Source organism: Alistipes sp. An116, from assembly GCF_002161005.1.
Lineage (GTDB): Bacteria > Bacteroidota > Bacteroidia > Bacteroidales > Rikenellaceae > Alistipes > Alistipes megaguti.
In genome coordinates this window covers 42,621-57,717 of sequence record NZ_NFLR01000006.1, presented here as the reverse complement: position 1 = coordinate 57,717, position 15,097 = coordinate 42,621, and the positions used below count along the sequence as shown (strand labels likewise).

Here is a 15,097-nt window from a genome sequence, read left to right as displayed (position 1 = left end):
TTCCAAAGGCGTCGGCGGGTCACATCGGATCCGCCGACGCCTTTTTCGTGAGCCGACGGCAGGGAGGAGGTCGAATTGTGAATTTTTTAACAATTCATCGGGCCGGAGGTTGTATATCTTGAAGAAATTGCCTACTTTTGGGCTGAAATTCGGGCCCGTAAACCCGAATCCCGATTCCAGGCCCACAGGCCCGGAATCCCAAAACCGTAGAGACACTGAAACACTCAAAAATCTGAATCAATGGATCATCTGAAAATTGCGGGTCCGGCACTTCCGGACATGCCCTGGGAGGAGCGTCCCGCAGGGTCGAACGAAGTCATGTGGCGTTATTCGGCCAACCCGATCATCGGCCGTCATGCCCTTTCGACCTCCAACTCGATCTTCAACTCGGCCGTCGTGCCCTTCAAGAAGGGCAAGTACAACTTCGCCGGCGTCTTCCGCTGCGACGATACGAACCGCCGCATGCGCATCCACGCGGGCTTCTCCGTGGACGGCATGAAGTGGGACATCCAGGAGGAGGATTTCCATCTCGAAGGGGCCGATCCCGAAGTGGGCGAGTGGGTCTACGGCTACGACCCGCGCGTGGCAAAGATCGACGACAAGTACTACGTAACGTGGTGCAACGGCTACCACGGTCCGACGATCGGCGTGGCCTGGACCGACGACTTCGAGACGTTCCACCAGCTGGAAAACGCCTTCCTGCCCTATAACCGCAACGGCGTGATGTTCCCGCGCAAGATCAACGGCCGCTTCGCCATGCTGTCGCGTCCGAGCGACACGGGTCATACGCCCTTCGGCGACATCTTCTATTCGGAGAGCCCCGATCTGGAGTTCTGGGGGCACCACCGTCATGTGATGTCGCCCGCGGCGTTCGAGGTTTCGGCCTGGCAGTGCATGAAGATCGGCGCCGGCCCGATTCCGATCGAAACATCCGAAGGGTGGCTGCTGTTCTACCACGGCGTGCTGCGCTCATGCAACGGCTATGTCTACGCCTTCGGCTCGGCGCTGCTCGACCTCGACCAGCCGTGGAAGGTGCTGGCCCGCAGCGGCCCGTATCTGATCTCGCCGCGCGAGACGTACGAGTGCATGGGCGACGTGCCGAACGTCACGTTCCCCTGCGCGGCGCTGCACGACCCCGCAACGGGACGCGTGGCCGTCTACTACGGATGCGCCGATACGGTCACCGGGCTTGCCTTCGGATACATCCCCGAGATCATCGAATTCACGAAGAAAAACTCGATCCTCTGATGTTGCTGCGACGAACGCTCATACTGGCTGCGCTCGCCGCAGCCTTTTTCCGCACCCAGGCACAGGGTGCGGAACCGGCGGCGTGGGTCGACCCCTTCATCGGAACCACCAACTTCGGAGCCACGAATCCCGGTGCCGTCCTTCCGAACGGCATGATGGCCGTGGTGCCGTTCAACGTCATGGGCTCCGACAAGAACGTCTATGACAAGGATGCCCGCTGGTGGTCGACCCCCTACGAATTCCACAACAAGTTCTTCACGGGTTTCGCCCACGGAGCGCTGAGCGGCGTAGGATGTCCCGACATGGGATCGCTGCTGACAATGGCCACGACGGGTGAACTGCGCCCCGACTACCGCGAATACGGCTCGGAGTACAGCGACGAGGTGGCCTCGCCGGGCTACTACGCCGTGAGCCTCTCGAAATACGGCATTCGGGCCGAAGCCACGGCCACGGCCCGCACGTCGGTCGAACGCTATACGTTCCCCGAAGGCAAGGGCAACCTGCTGCTGAATCTGGGCGAAGGGCTCACGAACGAATCGGGGGCCATGGTGCGCCGCGTGAGCGATACGGAGATCGAGGGCATGAAGCTGCTCGGCACCTTCTGCTACAACCCGCAAAAGGTCTTCCCGGTCTACTTCGTGCTGCGGGTCTCGAAGGCGCCGCGGGCTGCGGGCTACTGGAAAAAGCAGCGCCCGATGACGGGCGTCGAGGCCGAATGGACGCCCGATAACGGCCGCTACAAGTTCTATAACGAATACGGCTGCGAGATGGCAGGCGACGACATCGGCTACTGGTTCACGTACGACGACCTCGCGGCGGGCGAGCAGATCGAGGTGCGGATGGGTATCTCGTATGTCTCGATGGAGAACGCCCGGCTCAATCTGGAGGCCGAGCAACCGGACGGGGCGACATTCGATGCGATCCGCACCGCGGCCCGATCCCGCTGGAATGCCGATCTGGGGCGCATCCGCGTCGAGGGCGGCACGGACGACCAGCGCAAGGTCTTCTACACGGCGCTCTACCATGTGCTGATCCACCCGAACCTCCTGAACGACGTCAACGGCGAGTACCCCTTAATGGAGCACTCGGGACGCGTGGGCGTCACGTCGGGCGACCGCTATACGGTCTTCTCGCTGTGGGACACCTACCGCAACGTCCACCAGCTGCTGACGCTGGTCTATCCCGAGCGGCAGGTGGAGATGGTGCGCTCGATGATCGACATCTCGCGCGAGTGGGGTTGGATGCCCCGCTGGGAGCTCTACGGCCGCGAGACCTTCACGATGGAGGGCGACCCGGCCATTCCGGTGATCGTCGACACGTGGATGAAGGGGCTGCGCGATTACGACATCGAGGCGGCCTATGCCGCTTTCCGCAAGTCGGCCACCACGCCCGGCGCGCAGAACCCCCTGCGGCCCGATATCGACCCCTACATCGAGCGGGGCTACATTCCGCTGGGAGTCTACTCGCAGGATCTTGCGGGTGACCTCTCGGTCTCGCACGCCCTGGAGTACTACGTGGCCGACGCGGCACTGGCCCGGCTGGCCGATTCACTCGGGCACCGGGAGGATGCGCAGATGTTCCGCCAGCGCTCGCTCGGGTACCGCCACTACTACGACAAGGAGTACGGCACGCTGCGTCCGATCAACGGGGACGGCACGTTCCTCACGCCGTTTGATCCGAAGGCCGGCGAGAACTTCTCGACGGCACCCGGCTTCCACGAAGGATCGGCCTGGAACTATACGTTCTATGTGCCGCACGATGTCGAGGGGCTCGTAAAGTTGATGGGCGGCCGCAAACGCTTCGTCGAGAAGCTGCAGGCGGTCTTCGACGAGGGACACTACGACCCGGCCAACGAGCCCGACATCGCCTATGCCTATCTCTTCAGCCGCTTCCCCGGCGAAGCGTGGCGCACGCAGCGGGAAACTCGGCGGCTGCTCGACAAATACTTCACCGTCAAGCCCGACGGCATCCCGGGCAACGACGACACGGGAACAATGTCGGCCTGGGCCGTCTTCACCATGCTGGGCTTCTATCCCGACTGCCCGGGCGAGCCGGCCTACACGATCACCACTCCGACGTTCGACCGGGCCGAGATCGACACGCCGCAGGGCGTGCTGACGATCGAGAAGCGCGGCGAAGGATACATCCGCCGCATGACACTCGGAGGCAAACCCCTGACGACCTACCGCGTGGACCACGACGAACTGCTGCGCGGCGGTCAACTGACCCTTGAACTTCAAAACTCGAAACATCAATGAGAATCACACACTTGCTGAGCACAGCGGCATTTGCCGTCCTGCTGGCCGCCTGCTCACAGCCACAACCCGCGGAGAGTCTGACCCGCTGGGTCGACCCCAAAATCGGAACCGGCGGCCACGGACACGTCTTCGTCGGCGCCAACGTTCCGTTCGGACTCGTACAGGTGGGCCCGACGAGCATCCCGCAGGAGTGGGACTGGGTCTCGGGCTACCACGCTTCGGACTCAACGGTGATCGGCTTCTCGCACACGCACCTCAGCGGTACGGGAATCGGGGACCTCTTTGACGTGACGCTGATGCCCGTCGTCGGAGAGGTCGTCTGTGCCCGCGGCACGGAGGAGGATCCCGCCTCGGGCCTCTGGTCCTATGCCGACCGCACGAAAGAGGTGGTCCGTCCGGGCTACTACTCGGTGCCGCTCCTGCGTTACGGCGTCAAGGCCGAGATGACCGCCACGTCGCGTGTCGGTCTGCACCGCTACACCTTCCCCGCAGCGGAGAATGCCGCCGTGGTCTTCGACCTCGAGAACGGCGGCTGCTGGGACAAGGCCACCGAGACAGGTTTCCGCTTCTCGGACGACAGTACGCGTATCTGCGGCTGGCGTTACTCGGAAGGGTGGGCCAAGGACCAGCGGGTCTATTTCGTGGCCGAGTTCTCGAAGCCTGCCAAAGCGATTACCTACCTGCAGCCGGGTGAGTTGGACGATTCCAAGATGCCCCGGGTCAACGCCCGTTATGCCCGTGTGGATTTCGACACGGCGGAGGGCGAACAATTGCTTGTGAAGGTGGCCCTGTCGCCCGTAAGCATCGAGGGTGCGGAGGCGAACCTGGCGGCCGAACTCCCGGGGTGGGATTTCGAAGCCGTCGCTGCGGCGGCCGATGCCGCCTGGAACGAGGAGCTCTCGCGGGTGAAGATCTCGACCCCGGACGAGACCGCGAAGCGGATCTTCTACACGGCGCTCTACCACACGATGGTGGCCCCGTCGGAGTTCTGCGACGCCAACGGCGACTACCGCGGAGCCGACGGCCAGGTGCACGAAAACCCCGGCTACACGACCTACACGACCTTCTCGCTGTGGGATACCTACCGCACGGCCATGCCGCTGATGACGCTGCTCCATCCGGACCGCATGCCGGACATCATCAACACGATGCTGGCCATTGCCGACGAACAGGGCCGTCTTCCGGTCTGGCACCTCTGGGGCAACGAGACGGACTGCATGGTGGGCAACCCGGGAATCCCCGTGGTGGCCGACGCCATCGTCAAGGGAATCGGGGGCTTCGACCGTGAGCACGCCTTCGAGGCCATCCGCAAGACGGCGATGAATCCCGACCGCGGCAACGGTCTGCGCATGAAGTTCGGCTACATTCCGTGTGATCTGTTCAACGAGGCCGTGGCCTACGACATGGAGTATGCGCTGGCCGACGGAGCCGCCGCCCGCGCAGCCAAGGCGCTGGGCAAGGAGGAGGACGAAGCCTACTTCACGAAGCGCAGCCACTCGTACCGCCACTACTTCGACCCTTCGACGGGCTTCATGCGCGGGCGCGACAGCCGCGGCGGATGGCGCACGCCGTTCAATCCGTTTGCCTCGACCCACCGCGCCGACGACTACTGCGAAGGCAACGCATGGCAGTATACGTGGCTTGCACCGCACGACGTCAAGGGGCTCGAGGGGTGTTTCGGAAGCCGGGCTCGAATGCTCGAAAAACTCGATTCGCTCTTTACGGTCAGCTCCCTCATCCACGGCGATGCCACTTCCCCCGATATTTCGGGATTGATCGGTCAGTATGCTCACGGCAACGAGCCGAGCCACCACATCCTCTACCTCTACACGATGCTGGGCCAGCCGTGGAAGACGGCCGACCGGGTGCGCGAGGTGCTGACGACGCTCTACCACGACCAACCCGACGGACTCTCGGGCAACGAGGACGTAGGGCAGATGTCGGCCTGGTACGTTCTCTCGTCGCTGGGCATGTACGAGGTCGAGCCGGCCGGAGGCCGCTACTGGTTCGGAGCTCCGCTGTTCGACCGGGCCGAGATTCGGGTGCCGGGCGGAGTCTTCACCGTCGAGGCCCGCAACCTTTCGGCCGAAAACCGCTACATCCAGCGCGTATGGCTCAACGACCAGCCCTACACGAAAGGGTGGATCTCGCATACGGACGTGATGAAGGGCGGCAGGCTCGTCTTCGAGATGGGTTCGGAGCCCAAAGTCTGGTACTGCGCCGACGAGCCGGAGACGTATGCCGACCAGCGTCCTGTGAAGGGGGAACGACTTTTTAAGTCGGAAGCCGTCGAAGAGGAGATCGCCCGCGTGTGCGGTCTGCTGACCAACGAACGTCTGCGCTGGATGTTCGCCAACTGCTTCCCCAATACGCTCGACACGACGGTTCACTACCGCGAGGACGAGGAGGGCAACCCCTCCACCTATGTCTATACGGGCGACATTCCGGCCATGTGGCTCCGCGACTCGGGAGCCCAGGTATGGCCCTACGTGCAGCTCTGCCCGCGCGACCCGAAGCTGCAGAAGATGATCGCCGGCGTCATCCGCCAGCAGATGCGGCTCATTGCGATCGACCCCTATGCCAACGCCTTCAACGACGGCCCGACGGGTGCCGGCGAGGATGTCGGTTATCCGGGCAACACCCAGAGCCCGTGGGTCTTCGAGCGCAAGTGGGAGATCGATTCGCACTGCTATCCGATCCGCCTGGCCCATCACTACTGGAAGACGACGGGCGACACGTCGGTCTTCGACGAGGCCTGGGTCGGGGCGATGCGGGCCATCCTCGCCACGCTGCGCGAGCAGCAGATGAAGAAGGGACCCGGCGACTACATCTTCCTGCGCGTGACGGACCGTCAGCTGGACACCCGCTGCCACGTCGGACGCGGCAATCCGGTGAAGCCCGTCGGGCTGATCGTGTCGGCCTTCCGCCCGTCGGACGACGCCACGACCTTCGGCTTCCTCGTGCCGTCGAACTTCATGGCCGTCACGTCGCTGCGCAAGGCGGCCGAGATTCTCGCAACGGTCAACGGCGAGAAGGAGCTGGCCGACGAGTGCACGGCACTGGCCGACGAGGTGGCCGAGGCCCTGCAGAAGTATGCCGTGGTCGAACATCCGGAATACGGACGGATCTACGCCTTTGAGGTCGACGGCTTCGGCAGCGTGCAGCTGATGGACGATGCCAACGTGCCGTCGCTGCTGGCGATGCCCTATCTGGGCGACGTCGAGCGCACGGATCCCGTCTACGAGAATACGCGGCGCTTCATCTGGAGCGAGGCGAATCCCTACTTTTGGCGCGGTGAGGCCGGCGAGGGGATCGGCGGTCCGCACATCGGCGTGGAGATGATCTGGCCGATGAGCATCATGATGCGGGCCTTCACCTCGACCGACGACCGGGAGATCCGCGACTGCATCGTCGCCCTGATGACCACCGATGCCGGCACGGGCTTCATGCACGAGTCCTTCTCGCGCCACGACGCCGCGAATTTCACCCGACCGTGGTTCGCCTGGCAGAACACGCTCTTCGGCGAGCTGATCCTCAAGCTGGTCAACGAGGGCAAAATCGATTTGTTGAACTCCATAAACTGATAACCGAACCCGATGAAACAATTTTGGATCCTGGCCTGCGCCCTGGGTGCGGCGGCCTGCTGCGAGACTCCGCAGCAGCAAACGGCCCTGCGCCCGAGCGAGTACGTCACCACGCTCATGGGCACGCAGTCGGAATTCGCCCTCTCGACGGGCAACACCTATCCGGCCGTAGCCCTACCGTGGGGCATGAACTTCTGGACGCCCCAGACGGGCAAGATGGGCGACGGTTGGGCCTACACCTACAACGCCCACACCATCCGCGGACTGAAACAGACCCACCAGCCCTCGCCGTGGATCAACGACTACGGCCAGTTTGCGGTGATGCCCGTGCGCGGCAACGACAAGCTGGACGAGGAGTCGCGTCAGAGCTGGTTCTCGCACCAGTCCGAAGAGGCAAAGCCCTATTACTATTCGGTCTACCTGGCCGACCATGACATCGTGGCCGAGGTGACCCCGACCGAACGGGCCGCCGTGATGCGCTTCACCTTCCCCGAATCCGGAGAGTCGGGCGTCGTCGTCGACGCCTTCGACTGCGGTTCGCGCGTGGAGATGGTCAACGACCACACCCTGGCCGGCTACACGACGCGCAACAGCGGCGGCGTGCCCGAAAACTTCCGCAACTGGTTTGTCATCCGCTTCGACAAGCCCTTCTCGGCCGTCGAACTGACGGACAACCCCGCCTCCTACAAGGCCGGCAGCCGGCTGCTCAAGCCCGAGGGCGGCAAGGCTGCGGAGGGCGGCCATGCCGTGGCCAAGGTCCACTTCACGACCCACCGCGGTGAACGGGTGACGCTGCGCATCGCCTCGTCGTTCATCTCGCCGGAGCAGGCTCTTCGCAACCTCGAAACCGAACTCGGAGCGGATGATTTCGAGACGGTGAAGGCGAAGGCGCAGGCCCGCTGGGACGAGGTGCTCGGACGTATCGAGGTCTCGGGCGGCAGTGTCGACCAGTTGCGCACCTTCTACTCGTGTCTCTACCGCTCGACGCTCTTTCCGCGCAAGTTTTACGAGATGGATGCCGCGGGGAATCCGATCCATTACAGCCCCTACAACGGTGAGGTGCGGCCCGGATACATGTACACCGACACGGGCTTCTGGGATACGTTCCGCTGTCTGTTCCCGCTGCTGAATCTGGTCTATCCGTCCATCAACGCCGAGATCCAGGCCGGACTGGCCAACACGTGGCGCGAGAGCGGCTTTCTGCCCGAGTGGGCATCGCCCGGACACCGCGGCTGCATGGTGGGCAACAACTCGGCATCGGTCGTCTCGGACGCCATTCTGAAGGGCATCACCCCGGCCGAAGATGTCGAGGAACTCTATGACGCCATGCTGAGCGGCCGCACGCAGGTTCATCCGACCGTATCGTCAACCGGCCGCCTCGGCCACGAGTACTACAATTCGCTGGGATACGTCCCCTACAACGTCGGGATCAACGAAAACGTGGCCCGCACGCTGGAGTATGCCTACGACGACTGGTGCATTGCCCAGGTGGCCCGCAAGCTGGGCCGCACGGAGGATGCCGAACTGCTCGAAAAGGCGGCGCAGAACTACCGCAACGTCTTCGACCCGCAGACGCGGCTCATGCGCGGCCGCAACGAGGACGGTACGTTCCAGACGCCGTTCAGCCCCTACAAGTGGGGCGACGCCTACACCGAGGGCAACGCCTGGCACTACACGTGGTCGGTCTTCCACGATGTCGAGGGGCTGGCCGAGCTGATGGGCGGCAAGGAGGAGTTTTCGAAGATGCTGGATTCGGTCTTCGTCGTTCCGCCCATTTACGACGACAGTTACTATGGACAGCGCATCCACGAGATCACCGAGATGCAGGTGGCCAACATGGGCAACTACGCCCACGGCAACCAGCCCGCACAGCACATGATCTACCTCTACGACTATGCGGGCAAGCCCGCAAAGGCCCAGTACTGGGTGCGTGAGGTGATGAACCGCCTCTACAAGGCACAGCCCGACGGCTACTGCGGCGACGAGGACAACGGCCAGACCTCGGCCTGGTATGTCTTCTCGGCCCTGGGATTCTATCCCGTCTGCCCGGGTGCGGACGAGTATGCCGTCGGAGCGCCGTTGTTCCGCCACGCGACGATCCATCTGGAGAACGGAGCGAAAATCGAGATCGACGCTCCGCGGAACAGCCCCGAAAACCGTTATGTCGGCAAGCTGTCGTTCGACGGAAAGCCGCTGGCAGAACCCTTCCTGCGCTATTCGGAGCTGAAGGAGGGCGCCACGGTCCGCTTCGACATGCAGGCCGGACCCGCCGCCGAATAACACGCTGCGGCAGCGGGTCATCCGCCCGACCGCCACGCCGAAATCCCGACCTTCCAACCCGAAGGCCGGGATTTCCGTTTGGATCCGCGGCGCTGCCCCGACACACGGTGCAAGGGTCCCCGACACCCCGCATTTCCCGCCGTTCCCGCTGTTTCAACAGACCTCGCAGTTTCCACCGGTCCCACAGTTCCCGTCATCTCCGCAGCCCGGATCGAAGACTGCGCCCCCAATAAAAAACCCTTCCGACACGGCGGAAGGGTTTTCACACACAAACATTAACAATACAAACAATTCAATGGCGGAATCTGCGGTCGATTGTTCTGGGACAAAGGTCGGGGATTTTTCCATTCGCGGCAATCGCCAATTTTAGGTATTTTCATTGTCCGGAAGGTTCGAACGTCGTGCAAACGAAGTCCATAAATCGCTTTTTATTTTGTAATTCAAAATAATGCACTATCTTTGCAACAGTATTCCAAAGAACCGGACGGCCGTTCGGTTTTGAAAAATCTCATTCAAGAAGACATATTTATATGCAGGATCTGAAAGCGCTCGAAGGAAAAACGCTGGCCGAATTGCGTGAAATCGCAAAAGCGCTCGGCATTGGGAATGTGATGGTGAAAAAGCGCGAATTGATGGAAAAGATAGCCGGTGCGGCCGCAGAAGGCGCCCCGGAAGAGGCCCCCGCAGCGGAGGCGGCGTCCCGTCCGGATGCAGCCCCGCAGACCGGCGAGGCCCCGAAGGCCAAACGGGGACGTCGTCCGCGTCTGGCCAAGGTTGAAGCGGCGTCCGAAACGGCTTCCGCTCCGGAGGCTGCCCGCCCCGCAGAGCCGCAGGAGGCGGCCGGGAGTGAGGCCCCCTCGGAAGCGGCTCCGGAAGAGAAGCCGGAACATGCACCGAAGGCCCCGCGTTACCAGAAGGGACAGCGACGGAACCGGACGGAGAAGAAGCAGGCTGCGCCCGACCCCGAACTCCAGATGGAGACGGCCGCCGTATCGGAAGCGGCTTCGCAGCCGGAGACACCCCAGCCGGCATCTGCTCAGGAAAGTACTCCGGCCGAGCCCAAGCGCCGGGGCCGCAAGCCCAAAAACCAGCAGCCGCCCCAGCAGGCGACAACGGCAGATTCACTGCCGCAGCAGCCCCACACGGCGGAAGCCGCGTCGCGCTCGCTGGATGACGAGATCATCACCAAGGACGACTTCGCCGGTGAAATCGAGGGCGAGGGCGTGCTGGAGATCATGCCCGACGGCTACGGATTCCTCCGCTCGGCCGACTACAACTACCTCAATTCACCGGACGACATCTACGTCTCGCCCTCGCAGATCAAGCTCTTCGGACTGAAGCCGGGCGATACGGTCAACGGTGCGATCCGTCCACCGAAGGAGGGCGAAAAGTACTTCCCGCTGGTGCGCGTGAACGAGATCAACGGACTGAAACCCGAATATATCCGCGACCGCGTGCAGTTCGAATACATGACGCCGTTGTTCCCGAGCGAAAAGTTCTGCCTGACGGGCAACGGACACAACAACATGTCGACACGTATCGTCGACCTCTTCTCGCCGATCGGCAAGGGGCAGCGTGCCCTGATCGTCGCCCAGCCCAAGACGGGTAAGACGATGCTGCTGCAGTCGATCGCCAACGCCATTGCGGACAACCACCCGGAGGTCTACATGATCGTGCTGCTGATCGACGAGCGTCCGGAGGAGGTGACCGAGATGGCCCGTAACGTGAAGGCCGAAGTCGTTGCCTCGACCTTCGACGAGCAGGCTTCGCGCCACGTGAAGGTGGCCGAAATGGTCCTCGAGAAGGCCAAGCGCATGGTCGAGTGCGGCCACGACGTGGTGATCTTCCTCGACTCGATCACGCGTCTGGCCCGGGCCTACAACTCCGTGCAGCCGGCCTCGGGCAAGGTCCTCTCGGGAGGTGTCGACGCCAACGCCCTGCACAAACCCAAGCGCTTCTTCGGCGCCGCCCGCAACACGGAGGAGAAGGGTTCGCTGACGATCATCGCCACGGCCCTGATCGACACCGGCTCGAAAATGGACGAGGTGATCTTCGAGGAGTTCAAGGGTACGGGCAACATGGAGCTGCAGCTGGACCGCAAACTGGCCAACAAACGTGTCTACCCGGCCGTCGACGTCATCGCTTCGGGTACGCGCCGCGAGGATCTGCTGCTGCCGCGTGACGTGATGAACCGCACGTGGGTGCTGCGCAAATACCTCTCGGACATGACGCCCGTCGAGGCCATGGAGTTCCTCCAGAAGCAGATGGGACTCACCGACACGAACGAGGAGTTCCTCGCCACGATGAATCATTAGAAACGGCGTCCGGACACCATGAAACGATTGATTCTGTTCGCGTTGACACTTCTGATCTCCACCACGGCTTTCGGTTGGGGACAGAAGGGTCACGACGTGACGGCCGCCATTGCCGAACGCCACCTGACGCGAAAAGCAGCCAAAAAGATCGGGCAGCTGCTCGACGGGCTGTCGCCCGTCTATTGGTCGAACTGGATGGACAATGCCAGCCATACGCCCGAATATGCACGAACGAAGACGTGGCACTATCTGAATGTCGAGCATGGACAGACGTTCGACGAGGCCCGTCGTATTCCCGAGGGGGATGTGCTGCGGGCCGTCGAGGAGATCACCTCCACACTGAAGGCCGGTGGCCTGGAACCCGCCGAGGAGGCCGTCAAACTGCGGATGCTGATCCACCTGGTGGGGGACATGCACTGTCCGATGCACCTGGGCCGGCTGAGCGATCTGGGCGGCAACCGCCGTGCGGTACGCTTCTTCGGCCGGCCGACCAACCTCCACTCGGTCTGGGACACGGATCTGCCCGAAGCGGGGCACCGGTGGAGCTACTCGGAGTGGGCGGAGCAGGTGGACCGACTGCCGAAATCCGAGCAGCGCAGGGAGGAGGCCGGGACCCCCGAAGCGTGGGCCCGCGAAACCCATGCCTTGTGCACGGAGGTCTACGACGCCTCGCCCCAGGGGGCGGAGATCTCCTACGACTACGTGGCGCGTTTCACCCCGGTGGTCGAACGGCAACTGCTGCGCGCCGGATTGCGATTGGCCCGGCTGCTGAACGAAATCTACGGATAGAGCACGATACGGCACATCGTCCGCACGACAAACCCGCCCTCCGCGCATGGAGTGGCGGGTTTTAATGTGCGGGTGAGCAAGGGGGGGGCCGGACAGGAAGAAGCGAAGCAAGAAGAAGGCAGAACGGAAGGAAGGCCGAGCGAAAGGAAAGCGGAATGCAGGCAGGAGTCCATCCGTAAAACGGGTAGTAAGTTCCGTAATTCAGCTAATCGGATTGGGCGATTTCGATGTATATTTGCTGTATCAAAACGGAAAAACATGAAACAGATACAGGAAGAAGATCCGGAGAATCGCCGGGCCATCGAGCGGTTGCATGCCGAAGGGTGCTCGTGTGTGGTCCGCAACGGGGAGATCGTGCGTGCGTTCCACCAGCGCGGAGTAAGCGATCTGTGGCGGCTGCTGCACGAGGAGCCCGAACTGCTGCGCGGGGCCTTTGTCGCCGACAAGGTGGTCGGCAAGGGGGCTGCGGCGCTGATGGCCGTCGGAGGAGTACGGAGGCTCTACGCCCGCACGGTGAGCCGTCCGGCCCTGGAATTGCTCGCTGCGGCCGGCATCCCCGTGGAGTATGAGACCGTCGCAGAGCACATCATCAACCGCGCCGGAACGGGCATCTGCCCCGTCGAGCAGCTCTGTGCCGACGCCCGCACGCCCGAGGAGTGCCTGCCGCGCATCGGGGAGTTTATCCGCCGCATGAAGGAACAGACAAAAACCGCGGAGCATGAGACGAAATAGGGCAATGATCCTGCTGACCGTCTGCACATTGCTGGCAGGCGTCGTCACGGCCCGTCCCGAAACGGAGGAGGCACCGGCCGCGGAGGCCGTAACCCGCAACGTGCCGATCGACTCGGTCGTGGTGACCGGGACGCGCTACGCCGCCGATATCCGCCACCTGCCGATGACCGTCTCGGTCGTCGGCCGTCCGGAGATCGAACAGCGTCAGGAATCCTCGCTGCTGCCGCTGCTCACGGAGCAGGTGCCGGGGCTCTTCGTCACGTCGCGCGGCGTGATGGGATACGGGGTCTCGACCGGAGCTGCCGGCGGGATGAGTCTGCGGGGTCTGGGCGGCGGCGCCACGTCGCAGATGCTCGTGCTGATCGACGGCCAGCCCCAGTACATGGGCATCTTCGGCCATCCGATCGCCGATGCCTGCCAGTCGATGCTGGCCGAACGCGTGGAGGTCGTGCGCGGCCCGGCGTCGGTGCTCTACGGCTCGAACGCCATGGGCGGTGTGATCAACATCGTCACCCGGCGACAGGCCGAAGAGGGGATCCGCACCGACCTGAATGTCGGTTACGGATCGTGGAACACGCTGCAGACCGAGGCCGCCAACCGCATCCGCAAGGGACGTTTCTCGAGTGTCATTACGGCCTCGTACAACCGCACGGACGGCCACCGCGCCGACATGGGCTTCGAACAGTACGGCGGATTCGCCAAACTGGGCTACGAGATTTCGGACCACTGGAACGCTGCGGCCGACGTCAACGTCACCCACTTCAACGCCTCGAATCCGGGTCCGGTCTCGGCGCCGCTCTTCGACAACGATTCGCACATCACGCGCGGCATGACCTCGCTGGCCCTCGAGAATGACTACGAACATACCTCCGGAGCGCTGAAATTTTACTACAACTGGGGCCGTCACCGCATCAACGACGGATACGAGGCCGGCGAAGAGCCGCAATCCGAGCGTTTCAACTCGCGCGACCGGCTGTTCGGGGTGTCACTCTACCAGAGTCTGACACTCTGGCGCGGCGGCCGGCTGACGGCCGGTGTCGACTGGCAGCACATCGTCGGCGAGGCCTGGAACCGCTCGGTGGCGGACGGCAGCGAGTCGTCGATCGTCGACGAGCGGGAGGAGGAGGTGGCCGGCTATGCCGAATTGCGGCAGCGGGCCGGGCGCTTCACCTTCGATGCCGGCGTGCGCTACGACTGGCACACGCGCAGCGGTTCGGTCTGGGTGCCGCAGGCCGGCGTCTCGTTCGAGGCCGTGCGCAACGGCGTGCTGAAGGCTTCGGCAAGCAAGGGCTTCCGCAACCCGACGATCAAGGAGCTCTACATGTTCGGCATGAAGAACCCCGATCTGCAGCCCGAACGCGTCTGGAACTACGAAGTGGCCTGGAGTCACCGCCCGGGTGAAGGGCGCGTGTCGTACGGTGTCAACCTCTTCTGGATCGAGGGACGCAACATCATCCAGACCGTCCGGATCGACGGCCGCCCGAAACTGCAGAACCAGGCCCGGGTCGAGAACCGCGGCGTCGAGGCCGAGATTGCCTGGAGAATCTCTCACGCGTGGAGTGTCGATGCCAACTACAGCTACCTGTGGATGAAGTACCCCGTGCTGGCCTCGCCCGAACACAAGCTCCATGCGGGGGTGAACTACACGAAAAAACGGTGGACGGCAACTGCCGGCGTACAATATGTCGAGGGACTTTACACGGCGGTGAGCCCCGATCCCGAAATTCAGGAAAATTTCGTACTTTTGAACCTCCGGGCCTCGTTCCGCGTCAACCGGTGGCTGACCCTCTATGCCCGCGGAGAGAATCTCCTCGCCCAACGGTATGAGATCATGGCCGGATATCCCATGCCGCGGGCTACGGCCTGGGGCGGCGTCAAGTTGAACTTTTAA

8 protein-coding genes are annotated in these 15,097 nt (G+C 63.1%); all 8 read left to right on the top strand.

Translation table 11 applies throughout. From position 1 onward, the window contains the following. Positions 1-240 precede the first annotated feature (240 nt). The 8 genes from B5E60_RS05665 (at position 241) to B5E60_RS05630 (ending at position 15,097) form a co-directional block, all read left to right on the top strand. Complete coding sequence (locus B5E60_RS05665) at positions 241-1,248, top strand: glycoside hydrolase family 130 protein (RefSeq protein WP_087310188.1); 1,008 nt, start codon at positions 241-243, stop codon at positions 1,246-1,248. Continuing rightward, a complete protein-coding gene (locus B5E60_RS05660; RefSeq protein ID WP_087310186.1) occupies positions 1,248-3,506 on the top strand; it encodes a GH92 family glycosyl hydrolase in 2,259 nt (752 codons plus the stop codon). Before B5E60_RS05665 ends, B5E60_RS05660 begins: the two co-directional genes overlap by 1 nt. Then, positions 3,503-7,090 (top strand): GH92 family glycosyl hydrolase, encoded by a 3,588-nt coding sequence (locus B5E60_RS14325; RefSeq protein WP_087310184.1) that lies wholly within the window; start codon positions 3,503-3,505, stop codon positions 7,088-7,090. The genes B5E60_RS05660 and B5E60_RS14325 overlap by 4 nt, the downstream gene beginning before the upstream one ends. Positions 7,091-7,102: 12 nt before the next feature. After that, on the top strand, positions 7,103-9,370 hold the full coding sequence (locus B5E60_RS05650; RefSeq protein ID WP_087310182.1) for a GH92 family glycosyl hydrolase: 2,268 nt from the start codon (positions 7,103-7,105) through the stop codon (positions 9,368-9,370). Between the two features lie 530 nt (positions 9,371-9,900). Then, the gene (rho, locus tag B5E60_RS05645; RefSeq protein WP_087310180.1) at positions 9,901-11,685 is read left to right on the top strand and encodes a transcription termination factor Rho; all 1,785 of its coding nucleotides are present in this window, start codon (positions 9,901-9,903) and stop codon (positions 11,683-11,685) included. A gap of 18 nt (positions 11,686-11,703) precedes the next feature. Next, entirely contained in the window at positions 11,704-12,474 is a 771-nt protein-coding gene (locus B5E60_RS05640; protein ID WP_087310178.1) for a S1/P1 nuclease, read from the top strand. 258 nt (positions 12,475-12,732) lie between these two features. Continuing rightward, entirely contained in the window at positions 12,733-13,206 is a 474-nt protein-coding gene (locus B5E60_RS05635) for a DUF1893 domain-containing protein (RefSeq protein ID WP_087310176.1), read from the top strand. Then, the gene (locus tag B5E60_RS05630; protein WP_087310174.1) at positions 13,193-15,097 is read left to right on the top strand and encodes a TonB-dependent receptor; all 1,905 of its coding nucleotides are present in this window, start codon (positions 13,193-13,195) and stop codon (positions 15,095-15,097) included. The genes B5E60_RS05635 and B5E60_RS05630 overlap by 14 nt, the downstream gene beginning before the upstream one ends.